Raw genomic sequence first — 16,398 nt, forward strand, 5'->3', positions numbered from 1 at the left:
ACCTGGAGTGAGGAATGGCCTTTTGTCATGGCCATAAATTTTGGATCAGATCGGCCGGACGCTCAATCCCATTCATCTGTCGGATCACACCCTTGGCCATCTTCGAACCTACAGCCACGCCCCATCACTGGAAACCCGCTGCATTGGCGGCGGGGCCGTTCGCAGGCCTGCAGGGCGGCGCGGTTGCGAGCCTGTTGACCGGCGAGGTCGAGGCGATGGCCGGTGCGCGCAACTGGGGCAGTGCGATCTCGGCTTCAGCCTGGTTCCTGCGGCCGACGCCGATGGCAGAGCTGCGCACGCGGGTTGCCGTCGTGACCGAAGGCGGCCGGGTCAGCGTCGTCGACAACACGCTGTGGCCGGCCGGCGAGGAGCAGCCTTGTGCAACGGTGCGCGTGACGCTGTCGCGGGAGCGTCCGGTGGACGTCCCGGGCTTCTGCAGGCCGGCAGCCGACCGCGTCGACCCCACGGTATTTCCGCTGCGCAGCCCGCACGCCGTACACGGCCGCAGCTGGTTCATGGACGCGATGGAAGCCCGCGCCGGCGGCGATGTCGCCTGGTTTCGCATGCATCACAGCGTGATTACGGACGCCGGCCCGCTGGCGCGGGTGCTCAGTCCCGCGGATTGGACCCACGGCATTGCGCGCCCGGTGCAGAACGCGGTGGCCGATCCCAATCCGAACCTCGCGGTCCAGCTGTTCAAGCCGCCGCGGGGCGAATGGATCGGCGTGCGCGCCGAGGCGCGGTGGCGCCCGGAGGCCGGGCTCGGCGTCGGCAGCGGGGTGTTGCTCGACGTGGACGGCGAGATCGGCCGGGTCTCGATGTCGGTCATTCTCGTGCCGTTTCCGAGAAACGCGCCCGCCTCCGGGGCGGGTTCCGCGGCCGGTTAACCCTAATTATTCCGTCAACTGTCTGTGCGATCACAAAAATAGGCCGCGAACCGTGCTCTGATGGATGCGACTTGAAATGGACGGTGGTCGCAAACGTCTGTACAACGTGGTGATCACGTAACGCTTTTGTTTTGCAGAGATCAGTTTTCATGGCAGCCGCGCCCGCTGTCCGGCGTTCCGAACTGGCTGAGGCGCTGCGCGCGTGCCGCAGTGCCTTCGTCGGCGTCGGCCTCATCAGTTGCATGATCAACCTGCTGTACCTGACAGGTTCGATGTTCATGCTGCAGGTTTACGATCGGGTGCTGCCGAGCCGCAGCGTTCCGACCCTGGTCGGTCTCGTCGTCATCGCAGCCGCCCTCTACATGGCTCAGGGCGTGCTCGATCTGCTGCGCGGACGGATCCTCGGCCGCGTCGGCACCTCGCTCGACGAGGCGCTCAATGCAAGGGTGTTCGACACCATCGTGCGCCTGCCGCTGCTGGCCGGCAACCGCAGCGAGGGCCTGCAGCCGCTGCGCGATCTCGACAATGTGCGCTCCTTTCTCGGCAGCATGGGCCCCGGTGCGTTCTTCGATCTGCCCTGGCTGCCGTTCTATCTGTTGATCTGCTTCGCGTTCCATTGGCTGCTCGGCGTCACCGCGCTGGTCGGCGCCATCATCCTGGTGACGCTGACGCTGATCACCGAATACATGTCGCGCACGCCGGCCAAGGAAGCGATGTCGCTGGCGGCGCGGCGCAACGATCTCGCCGCCTCCAGCCGCCGCAACGCCGAGGTGCTGGTCGCGATGGGCATGGCCGGGCGGATGAACCGGCGCTGGAACGAGGCCAACGAGGAATATCTGTCCGGCAACCAGCGTGCGAGCGACGTCACCGGCGGGCTCGGCGCGGTCGCCAAGGTGCTGCGCATGATGCTGCAGTCGGCCGTGCTCGCGGTCGGCGCCTATCTCGTGATCCATCAGGAAGCCACCGGCGGCATCATCATCGCCGGCTCGATCCTGAGCGCGCGGGCGCTGGCGCCGGTCGATCTCGCGATCGCACATTGGAAGGGCTTCGTCGCCGCACGGCAGAGCTGGCAACGGCTCAACCGCCTGCTGCAGCAGATGCCGGCGCGGCCCGAGCAGACGCTGCTGCAGGCGCCGGAGAAGAGGCTTTCGGTCGAGGCGGTGACCATGGTGGCGCCGGGCGACCAGCGCTCCATCGTGCAGGACGTCACCTTCACCGTCGAGGCCGGCAGCGGCGTCGGCGTGATCGGCCCGAGCGGTTCCGGCAAGTCGTCGCTGATCCGGGCGCTGGTCGGCGTCTGGGTGCCGGCGCGCGGCAAGGTGCGGCTCGACGGCGCCGCGCTCGACCAGTGGTCGTCGGACGAACTCGGCCGCCATGTCGGCTATCTGCCGCAAGACGTCGAATTGTTCGCCGGCACGGTCGCGCAGAACATCTGCCGGTTCGATCCCGACGCCAAGTCGGACGGCATCATCGCGGCGGCCAAGGAGGCCGGCGTGCATGAAATGATCATCAAGATGCGCGAGGGTTACGACACCCAGGTCGGCGAGCAGGGCACCGCGCTGTCCGCCGGCCAGGCGCAGCGCGTCGCGCTGGCGCGCGCGCTCTACGGCAATCCGTTCCTGATCGTGCTGGACGAGCCGAACTCCAATCTCGACAGCGAAGGCGACGAGGCGCTGACCCGCGCGGTGCGCGGTGCGCGCGAGCGCGGCGCCGTCGTGATCGTGGTCGCGCACCGGCCGATCGGCATCGAGGGCGTTGACCAGCTGCTGGTGCTGAAGGACGGCCGCATGCAGACGTTCGGGCCGAAGGAGACCGTGCTCGCGCAGGTGCTGCAGCGCGTCGCGCCGCCGGCACCGACGCCGATCAAGATCGTCGCCGATGCGGGGGTGGCCAAGCCATGAGCGACCGCACGACCGATCAACCGCGCAATGCGCATGTTTCGATCAGGAAGCACCTCGTGGTCGGCCTCGCGGTGGTTCTGGTGCTCGGTGGCGGCGTCGGTGGCTGGGCCGCCACGGTGCCGATCTCGGGCGCGTTGATCGCGCCGGGCTCGGTTGTGGTGGAATCCAACGTCAAGAAGGTGCAGCATCCGACCGGCGGCGTGGTTGGCGAGGTCCGGGTGCGCGATGGCGACGTGGTCAAGGCCGGCGACATCGTCGTGCGCCTCGACGAGACGGTCGTGAAGGCGAGCCTTGCGATCGTGGTCAAGACGCTGAACGGCCTCTATGCGCGCGCCGCGCGGCTCCAGGCCGAGCAGTCGGGCCGCGACAAGATCGCGTTCCCGCCGCAGCTGATCGAGCAGGCGGCCAAGGATCCCGACGTTCGCGACATCATGGCGAGCGAGACCAAGCTGTTCGAGGTACGGGTCAACGGCCGTGCCGGCCAGAAGGCGCAACTGCGCGAACGCGTCACCCAGCTCAACGAGGAAATCGCCGGCCTGCAGGCGCAGGAAACCGCCAAGGACAAGGAGATCGCGCTGGTGCAGCAGGAGCTGGTCGGCGTTCGCCAGCTCTATGAGCAGCATCTGGTGCAGCTCACCCGACTGACCACGCTGGAGCGCGATGCGGCGCGGCTCTCCGGCGAGCGCGCGCAATACATCGCCTCGCGCGCCCAGGCCAAGGGCAAGATCACCGAGACCGAGCTGCAGATCATCCAGGTCGACAAGGACATGCTGGCGGAGGTCTCGAAGGATCTGCGCGAGGCCAACGACAAGATTGGCGAGTTCGTCGAGCGCAAGGTCACCGCCGAAGACCAGCTCCGCCGCATCGATATCCGCGCGCCGCAGGACGGCGTGGTGCTGCAATCGACCGTGCACACCGTCGGCGGCGTCATCACCGCGGGCGATGCCATCATGATGATCGTTCCCAAGGCCGACGATTTGTCGGTCGAGGCCAAGGTCAACCCGCAGGACATCGACAAGCTCCAGGTCGGACAGAAGACCGTACTGCGGCTCTCGGCCTTCAACCAGCGCACCACGCCGGAGCTGAACGGCGTCGTCACCCGCGTCTCCGCCGACGTCAACACCGACCAGCGCACCGGGCAGAGCTACTACACGATCCGCGTCTCGATGCCGCCGGAAGAGGTCGCACGCCTCGGCAGCGAGGTGAAAATCATCCCCGGCATGCCGGTGGAAGCCTTCGTCCAGACCGGCGACCGTACCATGCTGTCGTATCTGATGAAGCCGATGAGCGACCAGTTCGTGCGCTCATTCCGCGAGAAGTGAGCTCGCGCGCGAGCGCTCTCGTAGCCCGGATGCAGCGCAGCGAAATCCGGGAACAGTCGTGCGGCGGATGCAGCCGCCCCGGATTGCGCTGCGCTCCATCCGGGCTACGACGCTACGACGCCTTCGTTAGCTTATGGGCTCCTTCCCCACGTCGTCCCTGCGAAAGCAGGGACCCATAATCACCGCAGATCATTGCGGCACAGCGCAGTGGCCCCAGCGTTCTCCAACGCTGGCAGCTCTCGTAGCCCGGATGAAGCGCAGCGAAATCCGGGAATAGTCGCGCGGCGGATGCAGCCGCCCCGGATTGCGCTACGCTTCATCCGGGCTACGGAATTGAAGTCACCGCGCCAGGTTCCTCAGCAACAGCTCCAGCGCCGCTTTCGCAAACGCCTGCATGTTGGCTTGCCGGTCGCCGCTGGCGGTCTCCAGCGTGATCACCTGCTGGCGGGGACCTGCGACCGCCATGCAGCTGTGACCGGCGGCATCGCCGTAGCGGTTGCCGGTCGGGCCCGCGGCGCCGGTCTCCGACAAGCCCCAGTCGGTCGAAAGCCGCTCGCGGATCTGCCGTGCCAGCAACTGCGCATAGGGTTCCGACGACGAGCGCAGGCCGCGCATCGCATCGTCGGAAATATCCATCAGCGCGCGCCGCGCGTCGCGGGTGTAGATCACGCCGCCGCCGAGGAAATACGCCGACGCGCCCGGCACTGCCAGCAGCGATGCCGAGATCAGCCCGCCGGCCGAGGATTCCGCGACCGCAATCGTCTGCTTGTTCGCGATCAGTTTTGCGGCGACCTGTTCCGCGATGGATATGAGTGCGTTCATCGGCGCTCTTTCTTGTTCCTTGCCATGAAAACCGCCAAGAAGACTGCCATGACAACTGCCATGAAAATCCCGTGGGGTGTTCTGTCTTCCTAGCACACCACGCCGGCCTCTGCCGAGTTGCGGACCGCAGCCCGGGCTGCTTGAATGCCTGACAATAACGAAGCGGCGCCCCGACGGCTGTTGCGAGAGCGTGCGCGGAGGAAACATCATGACGTCGCCGATCGCGGGTGGCGTGGATTGCGATCTGCATCCCGCCGTGCCGCACCTCACCAGCCTGCTGCCGTACATGAACGATTACTGGCGCGACCAGGTCACGACGCGCGGCATGACGGATTTGATCTCGCAATCCTATCCGACCAATTCGCCGATCTCGTCACGGCCGGACTGGCGCCCGGCGCAGGGCAAACCGGGCTCGAGCCTTGCCGACATGCAGCGCCAGGCGCTCGACCCGTTCGGTGCCGCCTACGGCATCTGCAATCCGCTCTATGGCGTGCAGATGGTGTTTTCCGAGGACATGGCCGATGCGTTCTGCCGCGCGCTGAACGATTGGCTGGCCAAGGAATGGCTCGACAAGGACGATCGCCTGCGCGGCTCGATCGTCATTCCGGTGCAGAGCATCGAGAAGGCGGTCGCCGAAATCGAGCGCTGTGCGCAGGACAAGCGCTTCGTGCAGATTTTGATGCTCGTGATGGGCGACATGCCGCTCGGCAAGCGGCACTATTGGCCGATCTACGCCGCGGCCGAACGGCTCGGCCTGCCGATCGGCATTCATGCCGGCAGCGCCTATCACAATCCGCCGACCTCGGTCGGCTGGGGTTCCTATCACATCGAGGATTATGTCGCGCAGGCGCAGGCGTTCCAGACCCAGCTGACCAGCCTGATCGTCGAGGGCGTGTTCGCGCGCCATCCGAACCTGAAAATGGTGATGCTGGAATCCGGCTTCACCTGGCTGCCGCCATTCCTGTGGCGGCTGCACAAGTTCTGGCGCGGCGTGCGCATGGAGACGCCGTGGGTTGACCGCGCGCCGCTGGAGATTGTGCGCAGCAACATCCGCTTCTCGCTGCAGCCGGTCGACGCGCCGCCGGAAGGAGACACGCTGAACCGGCTGTTCGACCATATGCAGTCGGACGAATTGATCCTATTCTCGTCAGACTATCCGCATTGGCAGTTCGATGGCGACGAGGTGCTGCCGAAGGGGTTGTCGCAGGAATTGGTTCGCAAGATCATGATCGACAATCCGCATGCGACCTATCCGCGGTTGAAGATGAAGGAGGCGGTGCGATGAACATCCAGTTTCGGGAGCGCCCCAACGGGGGCGCGTCGACCAGCATCAAGACCGCGATCGCCGATTGCGACATCCATCCCGCGCGCGCGACCAAGGACGAACTGTACCCCTATCTCGCCAAGCGCTGGCACGCCCATCTCGAGACCTTCGGCGTCCATCCCTATCAGGGCATGATGGAAGGCCCGCCCTATCCGAAGGCGCAGCCGAATGCCTCGCGCCGCGACGCCTATCCGCCGGAAGGCGGGCCGCAGGGCTCGTCGCTGTCCTTCATGCAGAAGCAGCACCTCGATCCCAACAATGTCGCGCTCGGCGTGCTCAATCCGCTCAACACCGGGCAGGGCATCCGCAACCAGGATCTCGCCGGCGCGATCTGCTCGGCGATCAACGACTGGCAGATCGAGAAATGGACCAGCAAGGATTCGCGTTTGAAAGGCTCGGTCGTCGTCGCCAATGAGGACGGCGTGTCCGCCGCGGCCGAAATCCGCAGGCGCGCGGGCGATACGAATTTCGTCCAGGTCCTGCTCTTGAGCCGCAATGTCGAGCCGCTCGGTCAGCGCCGCTACTGGCCGATCTATGAGGCGGCGCAGGAGGCCGGCCTGCCGATCGGCGTGCACGCCTTCGGCTTCGGCGGCAACCCGATCACCGCCTCGGGCTGGCCGAGCTATTATATCGAGGAGATGGTCGGCCATTCGCAGTGCCAGCAGACCGCGCTGGCGAGCCTGGTGCTCGAGGGTGTGTTCGAGCGCTTCCCGAAATTGAAGATGGTGATGGTCGAGGCCGGCTTCGGCTGGGCACCCTCGCTGGCGTGGCGGCTCGACAAGGTGTTTGCGCGGCTGCACGCCGAGGTGCCGCATCTGAAGCGCAAGCCGTCGGAGTATATCCGCGACCACATCTGGTGGACCACGCAGCCGATGGAGGATCCTGAGAGCCGCGACCATCTGTTCCAGACCATCGAGTGGATCGGCTGGGACAGGCTGCTGTTCGCGACCGACTATCCGCATTGGGACTATGACGAGCCGTCGCGCGTGCTGCCGGCCGGCGTCAGCGACGCCAACCGCCAGGCGTTCTATCTCGATAACGCCAGGCAGCTGTATGGTATCGCATGATCCGGAAAAGTGGGAACCGGTTTTCCGAATCAGATCATGCGTGAGAACAACTGATGGCGCGGCATGTGATCGCTCCGGTGGATGAGCTGCCGCCGGGGTCGCGAAAATTTCTCGAGATCGACGGACGGCCGATTGCAATCTTCAACGTCAAGGGCGAATTCTTCGGCCTGTTGAACCGCTGCCCGCATCAGGGCGCGGCGCTGTGCGAGGGGCCGCTGATCGGGCTCGCGTCGTCGTCGGATCCAGGCGAGATCGAATACACCAAGCTCGGCGAAATCCTGCGCTGTCCCTGGCACGGCTGGGAGTTCGATATCCGCACCGGCCAATCCTATTGCGACCCGCGCCGCTTCCGCGTGCGCGCCTATCCGGTCAGCGTCGAGCCGGGCACCAATGTGGTGAAGGGGCCGTACGTTGCCGAAACCATCAAGGTCGCGGTGGAGAGCGACTATGTGGTGGTGGAGCTCTGACCACCCGTCATTCCGGGCTCGATGTTGCGCATCGCCCCGGAATGACGGCGGGAAATTATTCGCCGTGTGCCATCATCTGCCGTTCCCGCGCGTAGCGCACCAGCGCGACGAAGCGGTAGATGCCGTGCACGAATTTGCCGTAGGGCATGGTGATGAACAGCGCGAACACGACGCCGAGATGCAGCGCCAGCAGCGGGCCCATCGCGGCGCTCTCGCGCCACAGCAGCAGGGCAAGCCCGGTGATGCTGGTCAGGAACAGCATCAGGATGAATGCGGTGTCCATGCCCATGGCCTGCTCGTCGATCAGCACGCGGTCGCGCTTCCATTTCTCGCTGAGCAGCCCGATCGGGCCGGCCACGAGCCCGATGCCGCCGAGCGTGCCGAGCACCACGGGCAGGTCCCACCACGGATAGGGCGCCTCGCGCGCCAAGAGGTAATGGTACAGCGTGCCGACGCAGGTCGCGGCGAAGCACAGCACAAAACCGTAGAAGGTGAGGTGGTGATACAGCTTGCGGCGGTCGGTCGGGTGATCGTCCTCGTTGAAGCAGCCGACACCGCCGCCGTCGAGATAGCGCAGCTCGCCGGCGTCGCGGACCGCCTGCAACAGCGCCTTCGCATCGGTTGTCATGCCGATCGGTTCGCCGATATCGCGCCAGAACGCGCGTACGCCCATCACGAGCGCCAGGATGGCGTAGAGCAGGGCCAAGCCGAACAGCAGCGCCATCGCATTGTGCGGCATCAATTTGTAGAACGCGCCGGGGCCGGTGTGGATGCCGGTGAGCATGCCGCGGTCGTTGATCGCGGCAAAGCCGAAGATGAAGGCGGCGACGCTGAGTGCTGCGATCAGGCTGATGACGAGGCCGTTGCGCGTAAACGCTCCGGCAAAGGCGCGCGGCCAGGCATAGGCGGCATAGGATTCGGCGCGCGCGACCGCCAGCGTCTTCGGCACATTGACGTTGAACTCGTGCGGCGGCGAGAACTGGCAGTCGGAGTAGCAGGCGCCGCAGGAATGGCACAGATTGGCGAGATAGTTGAGGTCGCCGTCGGAGAAGGCGCGACGCATCTCCATCGCGGGAAACACCGCGCACAGGCCCTCGCAATAGCGGCAGGAATTGCACACCGTCATCAGACGGTCGGCCTCCTGCAAGATTTTGGTCCCGTGCATCGCGCTCTGCTCTTTATCTGACGCGTTTTCTTGACGCGAACCGGTTCCCGCTTCGCTTGAAAACGCCATGTACCCTATTTCTTCGTCAGCCCTTTGCCTTCCAGCCATGTCTGGATCAGGCCGGCGACCTCGGCATTGTTCTTGTCCATCATCATCATGTGCGAATTGCCCTTGATGCCGGCCTTGGGCAGATCGACCACATCGACGCTGCCGCCGGCGGCGCGGATGGCGTCGGCGAAGGCGCCACCGGTGGCACGGATCTTCGGCCAGCGCGAATCGCGCTCGATGTAATCGCCATAGACCATCAGCGTCGGGATGTTCTTCAGCGCGTCGACCTTGGCGGGATCGCCGACGCCGGCCGGCTCGATCGCGATCAGCGCCTTGACCTTGTCGGGCCGCGCCTGCGCGACCTTGAAGCCGAACGTACCGGCCTGGCTGTGGAACAGGATGACGCAGGGCCCGACGCGATCGATCTCGGCGATGTAGGCCGCGATCGTCGCGTCATCGGTGGTGGTCCAGCGCGGTACGTTCTGCTTGACGAAGTTCTCGTAGCCCTCGTTCGGGAACTGGCTGCCCGGCATCAGCTTGCGCTTGGCCGGGTCGGGATCATAGGAGTCCGGGCCGTCGCCGATGCGAAACCGCTGGAACGGATTCGACGTGGTGAGGAACACCGGTTCGCCCTTGAAGATGTCGGGGTATTGCGCCCAGCCGGCGCGGCCGCGCTCGACCGCGTCGGAATTGTAGACGCTCCAGCCCCTGCGCAGGAAATAGTTCAGCCAGCCCTCGCGTCCGTCCGGCGTCGTCTCATAGGTGACGCCGGTCAGGCCGCCGCCGTGCCACAGCAGCAGCGGATAAGCGCCCTTTTCGTTTTGCGGCAGAAAGTACTGCACGTACATCTGCTCGACCTGATAGGTGCCGTTCGGATCGACCTTGGCCGGCACGCCGCCGGGCGTGAAGGTGACCTCCTTGACCGGCTTGCCTGATATCTCGACCAGACGACCGCCGACATGGAACGAGCCCATGTCGCGCAGCGCGATCGGCTCGGCGGCGTGGCTCGCGGTCGATGCCATCAGGGCAACCGCCGCGGCGAACATTGCAAGACGTGACATCGCTCCTCCCGGATCGCGCGCGGCTCAATTCCGCGCATTCTTCGCCGCTTCCCGCCCGGCGACGCGGCCGAACACGCTGCCGATGGTCATGCCGATGCCGGCGGCGTAGCCCTTGCCGAGCACGTTGCCGGCCATGATCTCGCCGGCGGCGAACATGTTGGCGGACGGCTTGCCGTCCTTCATCAGCATCCGCGACTGCTTGTTTACGCGGGTGCCGAGATAGGTGAAGGTGATGCCGGGCCGCACCGGATAGGCGAGATAGGGCGGCGTCTCGATCCGGCGCGCCCAATGCGTCTTCGCCGGCGTGACGCCTTCAGTACGGCAATCGTCGAGGATGGTGTGGTCGAAGGTGCCGGGCTGCACCGCGGCGTTGAACTCTGTGATGGTCTTTTCCAGCGCTGTGGCGTCGAGCTCGAGCTTGCCGGCGAGTTCGGCGATGGTTGAGCCGGCGATCGGCGGAAACAGCGTCGGCATGAAGCTGGTCACGACGGTGGAATCGAAGATGATGTAGGCGATCTGGTCCGGCTGCGCGGCGACCAAGCGGCCCCAGATCGCGTAGCGCTTCGGCCAGATGTCCTCGCCCTCGTCGTAGAAGCGCTCGGCATGCTTGTTGACGACGATGCCGAACACCACCGAGTCGTGGCGGGTGATGATGCCGCCGTCGAATTTCGGCGCGCGGGCGTCGATCGCCACCGCATGGCATTGGGTGGGATCGCCGATCTCCTGCACGCCTTTGGCCAGCAGCATCTTGAGGATCGCGCCGCGGTTATAGGGGGTGCCGCGGATCAGGAAATTGTCGGCGGCCTCGCCCCAATATTCCTTCAGCCATTCGATGTTGGCCTCGAAGCCGCCGGCGGCCGCGACCAGGGTCGAGGCGCGCACTTCGGTCCGGCCGCCGACCGGCTGCTTCAGCTGCGCCGCGAGGAACATGCCGTGCTCGATGGTGAGATCGATCACCTCGGCGTCGTAGAGGATGTCGACGCCGAGCTCCTCGGCGGTGCGATAGAGCGCGTTCAGCATCGCGCGGCCACCGCCGAGGAAGAACGAGTTGGTGCGGCCGAGGCTGAGCGTGCCGCCGAGCGAAGGCTGCCAGCGCACCCCCTGTTCGACGATCCAGTTCAGGATGTCCTTGGACTCGTGAATCATGAAGCGGGCCAGTTCCTCGTCGGTCTGGCCGCCGGTCACCAGCAGCAAATCCTTCCAGAACTCCTCCTCGGTGTAAGGGCCGGTGAGGATCTCGGTCGCCGCGTCGTGGGCGCAGCGCATGTTGCGGGTGTGCCGGGTGTTGCCGCCGCGGTAGAATTTCGGCGCGCCTTCCAGCACCAGCACGGAGGCGCCGGCGCGTCGTGCGCTGATCGCAGCGCAAAGGGCGGCGTTGCCGCCGCCGATCACCAGCACGTCGAACCTGCGTGTCAGATCAACCATGCGCTCTTGTTATCGTTGTTGGCATGTAAAGCAACATGCCGGGACAGGCCATCGGCCTGCCCCGATTGCATGCGGAAGATCAGGCCGCGACGGTCTCGCGCTGCTCGATGGTCTGGCCGCCACGATAGACGATCAGCGCGGCGATGATGCCGAGAACAGCGCCGAACATCAGCCAGTAGGCCGGCGAGGCCTTGTCCTGCCCGGTCATGGCGATCAGCTTGGTCGCGACAAACGGGGTCGACGTGCCGAATATGCCCGCCGCCAACGCGAACGCGATCGAGAAGCAGGTGGTGCGGACATGCGCCGGCACGATCTCGACCAGGCATCCCAGCATCGTGCCGCTGTAGACGCCAAAGTAGAACGAGAACATCATCTGCACGGCCAGCAGTTTTCCAAGCGTGGGCTCATGCGAGAGCCACGACAGCGCCGGGTAGGCGGTCACGAACGACAGGCTCGCGATCGCGATCAGCACCGGCTTGCGGCCGATCCGGTCGGACAGCGCGCCGCCGACCGGGTTCCAGATGAAATTCGTCACCGCAACGAGCAGGGTCACCAGCAGTGTCCCGGAGGCCGAAAGGTGCAGCTCCTTGCCGAAGCCGGGCGCATAAACGGTGATGAAATAGAACGTCGTGGTGGTCAGAACCGCGATCATCATGCCCAGGATGACGATGCGCCAGTTCTCCAGCGCCGAGGCGAACACTTCGCTTGGCGTCGGATGCTTCTTCATGGCCAGGAAGGCCGGCGTCTCCTCGAGCGAACGCCGCAGCATGAAGATCACGGGAATGATGAGGCAGCCGATGAAGAACGGGATGCGCCATTTGGCGACGCCGCCGCCGATCGCATCCAGGAAGGTGTCGCCCGGAATCGCCTCCCTCAGGACGAAGCCGATCACGGCTGCGACGAAAATCGCGACCTGCTGGCTCGAAGATTGAAACGAGGTGTAGAATCCGCGGTTGCCGGGCGTTGCGATCTCGGAAAGATAAACGGAAACGCCGCCCAGCTCGACGCCGGCTGAGAATCCCTGGATCAGCCGGCCAATCAGCACGATGATTGTTGCGGCAATGCCGATCGATGCATAGGATGGGCAGAACGCAATCACCACCGTGCCCAGCGCCATCAGTGCGAGCGTCACGATCAGGCCTTGGCGACGGCCGATGCGATCGATGTAGGAGCCGAGCACGATCGCGCCTACGGGACGCATCAGCGCCCCGAGCCAAAACACGCCATACGCATTGAGCAACGCCGCGGTCTCATTCTGGGCGGGGAAGAACGCTTTTGCGATGTCCTGAGCATAGAAGCCGAACAGGAAGAAGTCGAATTGCTCGAGGAAATTGCCGCTGGTCGCGCGCAGGATGGCGCCAAGACGCGATTTGATCTGCGGGACTTGCGATGAACTCGACTGCGACATAACGCCCATTCCTCCCCGTGACAAAACGGCCGGCGCAAATTGTCTCGCCGGCCAAGGCAGTTAACTGCCATATGCGGCAATTTGGCACGGCTGTCCGGCGCGACCAACCTGAAATCGCGCCGCGGCTATGGGAAAAAAGCCGTAGGTGGAAATCTCGGAGCGCTTTCGCACGCAGCTTCACGCGGCGTTTGCCGCATCAAGGCGCCGTATGCGCCGTGGCGCCGAGCCACGACCGGAACGCGGAGAGCTTCGGTGAATCGGCGCGGCCCTGCGGCGTGACCAGATAGAAGCCGGCGTCGGCGGGCAGCGCGATCTTGAATGGAACCACGAGGCGGCCCTTGGCGATGTCGTCCTGCACATAGGAGGTGCGGCCCATCGCGATGCCGATGCCGTCGATCGCGGCCTGGATCGTCACGAACAGCAGGTCGAAGGTCACCCCCGGCTGCTTGGAAATGTCGTTCGGCAACCCCGCTGCGGTCAGCCACAGCCGCCAGTCGTCGCTGTTGGCATTGCTGGTGTGCAGCAGCACGTGATCCCTGAGGTCTTCGGGACATTTCAGCGGCTTGGTTCCCTGCAGCAGCGACGGGCTGCACACTGGAAACAGTTCGTCCGCCATCAGCCAGTCCGAACGCAGGCCCGCCCATTGACCGCGGCCATAGCGGATCGCTGCGTCGACCTTGTCGCGCTGGAAGTCGACCAGGCTGGTCGAGGTGGTGATGCGGACATCGATCCCGGAATGCGCCTCCTGGAACGCCGACAGCCGCGGCAGCAGCCATTTGGCGGCGAGCGATGCCAGCGTCGAGACCGTCAGCACGTGGTCGTCGTCCCGGCGCAACAGGCGGTCGGTCGCGAGCCGGAGGTCGTTGAAGGCGGCGCGGACGCCGGGAAGGTATTCGGCGGCCTCCGGCGTCAGGCTCAGCGAGCGGTTCTGGCGGATGAACAGGCGGACCCCGAGCTCTTCCTCCAGCCGCCGGATCTGATGGCTGATCGCGGTCTGCGTCACGTTCAGTTCGGACGCCGCCACCGTGAAGCTCATATGCCGCGCGGCGGCCTCGAACGCCCTCAAGCCGTTCAGCGAAGGCAGGCGGCTGGTCATTCCCAAATCGCTCCCAAATACATGACTTTAATTCATGCGAAACGGTACAAAGTGTCGTTTGTGAACGGGCCGAATGGCGCAGATATTACCGCCAACAGGTTACCGATAGGAGCCGCAAATGTCCATTTTCACCCATGAATCGATGACAAATCATCATACCCCGGGGTTGCTGAACCAGGTCGGCGAGACCCTGCACGTCTGGTGGGATCGCTATGAGCGCCGCCGCGAGCTGTCGCAGTGGACCGAGCGCGACCTGCACGACATCGGCATGTCCCGCAGCGACATCGTGTTCGAGACCGACAAGCCGTTCTGGCGGGCCTGACAAGGACGCCGGAGCGCGACCAGCAAAAGTGGACGCCGGTTTTGCGTCCGGTCGCGCTCTAAAACTTAAAGAAGGCGCATGACCCGGCCACTAAACCGCTCAGACTTTGGCGGGTCATGCGCCGCCCGGCGCCGCCTCGATCGAGGGGTGCCGGCCAATTCTTTCACCCGAGGAGCGTGTCATGGTTGCGCTGCATCTCGACGATCTCAAGCAATACTCCGATGTGCTGCGCGCCAAGGACGGCAGCGAGATCAGGGTGCGCTTCGTCGAGCCGCGCGATCGCGAGGAGCTGCAGAGCTACATCCGCTCGCTCTCCGCGGGTTCCCGTTACAACCGCTTCCTGGGCGCGTTGAGTGAGCTGCCGAAGACGGAGCTCGAGCGTTTCATCCATGTCGGCGAGGCTGACCGGTTCACGGTGGTCGCGACGATGCTGGTCGATGGCTTTGAAACCATCGTCGGCGAAGCCCGCTACGCCTTCCATGCCGATACGTCGAGCGTCGAGTTCGGCCTGTCGATCGATGACCGGTGGCAGGGCCACGGCATTGGCAAGGCGCTGTTGAAGAATCTCGAATGCCGCGCGGCGTCCTTCGGAGCCGAGAGCATTTTCGGCGACACCTTGCGATCCAATGCGACGATGATCGGCCTCGCCCGGAAATCCGGCTACGCGTTCATGCAGAGCCCTGGAGATTGGAAACTGGTGCGCTTTGCGAAACAGATCCACGTCGAGCCGCAAGACATTCCCTGTGCCAGCTGGCGGCTTGCCGCCACTTCCCGCTCGGCCGTGATGTCCTCGCTTGCGGTTTGACTGACTAGGCCCGGTTCTGGCCCCTCCAGAACCGGGCCCTTTTCTTTTTGATGCCCCGACCTTGTAGCCCGGATGAAGCGCAGCGCAATCCGGGATCAATTCTGCCCCGGATAGTCTGTCCCGGATTTCGCTGCGCTCCATCCGGGCTACGCGCTCTCACCTCCCCTTGAAAAGGGGAGGTCGTTTTGCTCGTCAGAGCGAAGCGGGTGAGGATCAAGTCTCTCCCCGAACAGCCGTGCGTGTGGCTGACCCCCATCCCGACCTTCCCCCTTGCAAGGGGAAGGGGGAGAGACGCCGCCGACGATCTCAACTGCCCCGAAACACCGGCTTGCGCTTCTCGATGAAGGCCTGCACGGCCTCCTTGTGATCGGCTGTCGTGGTGAGGCGGATCAGCCGTTCGGCCTCGTGGTCGCGCGCGGTGGCGAAGTCGAATTGCAGCGCCTCGTCGAGATTGTCCTTCATGTAGCGCAGCGCCAAAGTCGGGCCTTCGGCGATCGACTTGGCCAGCGCAAAGGCCTCGTCCTGCAGCGTCTCGTCCGGCACCACGCGGTTGACGAGCCCGATCTGCTCGCATCTGGCGGCATCAACCTTCTCCGAGGTGAACATCAATTCGCGGGCACGCGATGTGCCGACCAGCCGCGTCAACAGCCAGGCCATGCCGTAGTCGCCGCTCAGCGCCACGCGCAGATAACCGGTCGAGATGAAGGCGGATTGCGCCGCGATCCTGATATCGCAGGCCATCGCGATCGCAAGCCCGGCGCCGACCGCGGGACCGGGCAGTGCGGCAATGGTCGGCTTGCGCACCGAAGCGAGCGCGCCGGTCAAGAGGCGCTGGCGCTCCTGCAGGTCGGCGACCTTGTCCTCGTAGGACATTTCGAGCTTCTTCGGGTCGCGATTGGCGCCCATGCCCTTGACGTTGCCGCCGGCGCAGAACGCCTTGCCGGCGCCGGTGACGAGCAGCACGCCGACCTCGGGGTTCTCGCCGCAGGTCCGGATCATGGTGCGCAGCGCCGGCGTCAGCGTGTCCGACAGCGAGTTGCGGGCATCCGGGCGGTTCAGCGTGATGGTGGCGACGCGGTCGCGGATCACGCAGAGCAGTTCGTCGGTGCCGGTCTCGACCTTGATTTCGTGCGTCATGTTTCCTCTCCGAGGCCAATCGTTGCCGTCATTGCGAGGCGTGAAACGCCGAAGCAATCCATCCCACCGCGCGTGGTGGCATGGATTGCTTCGCTCCGCTCGCAATGACGGATGCGGCGGACGGTCGTGGACGAGGTTACG

15 protein-coding genes are annotated in these 16,398 nt (G+C 65.0%); 8 read left to right on the top strand and 7 right to left on the bottom strand.

Translation table 11 applies throughout. From position 1 onward, the window contains the following. Nucleotides 1-92: 92 nt before the first annotated feature. The 3 genes from BRSPCE3_RS11560 (at nt 93) to BRSPCE3_RS11570 (ending at nt 4,110) form a co-directional block, all read left to right on the top strand. Nucleotides 93-887, top strand: coding sequence for an acyl-CoA thioesterase domain-containing protein (locus tag BRSPCE3_RS11560; RefSeq protein WP_244065942.1), 795 nt, complete (start codon nt 93-95; stop codon nt 885-887). Between the two features lie 149 nt (nt 888-1,036). After that, the gene (locus BRSPCE3_RS11565; RefSeq protein ID WP_244065943.1) at nt 1,037-2,788 is read left to right on the top strand and encodes a type I secretion system permease/ATPase; all 1,752 of its coding nucleotides are present in this window, start codon (nt 1,037-1,039) and stop codon (nt 2,786-2,788) included. Then, nucleotides 2,785-4,110, top strand: coding sequence for an HlyD family type I secretion periplasmic adaptor subunit (locus BRSPCE3_RS11570; protein WP_244065944.1), 1,326 nt, complete (start codon nt 2,785-2,787; stop codon nt 4,108-4,110). The genes BRSPCE3_RS11565 and BRSPCE3_RS11570 overlap by 4 nt, the downstream gene beginning before the upstream one ends. Before the next feature lie 339 nt (nt 4,111-4,449). On the opposite strand, the gene BRSPCE3_RS11575 is transcribed toward BRSPCE3_RS11570, so the two are convergent. Then, nucleotides 4,450-4,932, bottom strand: a complete 483-nt coding sequence (locus tag BRSPCE3_RS11575; RefSeq protein WP_244065945.1) for a CinA family protein — start codon at nt 4,930-4,932, stop codon at nt 4,450-4,452. 208 nt (nt 4,933-5,140) lie between these two features. Here BRSPCE3_RS11575 and BRSPCE3_RS11580 point away from each other — a divergent pair, with 208 nt between their 5' ends. The 3 genes from BRSPCE3_RS11580 to BRSPCE3_RS11590 are packed head-to-tail and all read left to right on the top strand — an operon-like array spanning nt 5,141 to nt 7,790. After that, a complete protein-coding gene (locus BRSPCE3_RS11580; protein ID WP_244065946.1) occupies nt 5,141-6,217 on the top strand; it encodes an amidohydrolase family protein in 1,077 nt (358 codons plus the stop codon). Then, complete coding sequence (locus BRSPCE3_RS11585; RefSeq protein WP_244065947.1) at nt 6,214-7,323, top strand: amidohydrolase family protein; 1,110 nt, start codon at nt 6,214-6,216, stop codon at nt 7,321-7,323. The genes BRSPCE3_RS11580 and BRSPCE3_RS11585 overlap by 4 nt, the downstream gene beginning before the upstream one ends. A gap of 53 nt (nt 7,324-7,376) precedes the next feature. After that, nucleotides 7,377-7,790: a Rieske (2Fe-2S) protein gene (locus tag BRSPCE3_RS11590; RefSeq protein WP_212012681.1), complete on the top strand. Its 414-nt coding sequence runs from the start codon at nt 7,377-7,379 to the stop codon at nt 7,788-7,790. A gap of 55 nt (nt 7,791-7,845) precedes the next feature. On the opposite strand, the gene tcuB is transcribed toward BRSPCE3_RS11590, so the two are convergent. From tcuB to BRSPCE3_RS11615, 5 genes are all read right to left on the bottom strand, one after another. Further along, on the bottom strand, nt 7,846-8,955 hold the full coding sequence (tcuB, locus tag BRSPCE3_RS11595) for a tricarballylate utilization 4Fe-4S protein TcuB (RefSeq protein WP_244065948.1): 1,110 nt from the start codon (nt 8,953-8,955) through the stop codon (nt 7,846-7,848). A gap of 74 nt (nt 8,956-9,029) precedes the next feature. Next, on the bottom strand, nt 9,030-10,064 hold the full coding sequence (locus tag BRSPCE3_RS11600; protein ID WP_244065949.1) for an esterase: 1,035 nt from the start codon (nt 10,062-10,064) through the stop codon (nt 9,030-9,032). A gap of 24 nt (nt 10,065-10,088) precedes the next feature. Continuing rightward, nucleotides 10,089-11,489 (bottom strand): FAD-dependent tricarballylate dehydrogenase TcuA, encoded by a 1,401-nt coding sequence (tcuA, locus tag BRSPCE3_RS11605; protein ID WP_244065950.1) that lies wholly within the window; start codon nt 11,487-11,489, stop codon nt 10,089-10,091. 79 nt (nt 11,490-11,568) lie between these two features. Then, nucleotides 11,569-12,897: an MFS transporter gene (locus tag BRSPCE3_RS11610; protein ID WP_244065951.1), complete on the bottom strand. Its 1,329-nt coding sequence runs from the start codon at nt 12,895-12,897 to the stop codon at nt 11,569-11,571. A gap of 196 nt (nt 12,898-13,093) precedes the next feature. After that, entirely contained in the window at nt 13,094-13,993 is a 900-nt protein-coding gene (locus BRSPCE3_RS11615) for a transcriptional regulator GcvA (RefSeq protein WP_244065952.1), read from the bottom strand. 118 nt (nt 13,994-14,111) lie between these two features. On the opposite strand from BRSPCE3_RS11615, the gene BRSPCE3_RS11620 reads away from it, so the two are divergent. Together BRSPCE3_RS11620 and BRSPCE3_RS11625 are read left to right on the top strand one after the other, a co-directional pair. Further along, nucleotides 14,112-14,315 (top strand): DUF1127 domain-containing protein, encoded by a 204-nt coding sequence (locus BRSPCE3_RS11620; RefSeq protein WP_207834731.1) that lies wholly within the window; start codon nt 14,112-14,114, stop codon nt 14,313-14,315. 181 nt (nt 14,316-14,496) lie between these two features. Next, on the top strand, nt 14,497-15,120 hold the full coding sequence (locus BRSPCE3_RS11625; protein ID WP_244065953.1) for a GNAT family N-acetyltransferase: 624 nt from the start codon (nt 14,497-14,499) through the stop codon (nt 15,118-15,120). A gap of 306 nt (nt 15,121-15,426) precedes the next feature. On the opposite strand, the gene BRSPCE3_RS11630 is transcribed toward BRSPCE3_RS11625, so the two are convergent. Beyond that, a complete protein-coding gene (locus BRSPCE3_RS11630) occupies nt 15,427-16,257 on the bottom strand; it encodes an enoyl-CoA hydratase (protein ID WP_244065954.1) in 831 nt (276 codons plus the stop codon). Nucleotides 16,258-16,398: the final 141 nt, after the last annotated feature.

This window comes from Bradyrhizobium sp. Ce-3, from assembly GCF_022835695.1.
In the GTDB taxonomy this organism is placed as follows: domain Bacteria; phylum Pseudomonadota; class Alphaproteobacteria; order Rhizobiales; family Xanthobacteraceae; genus Bradyrhizobium.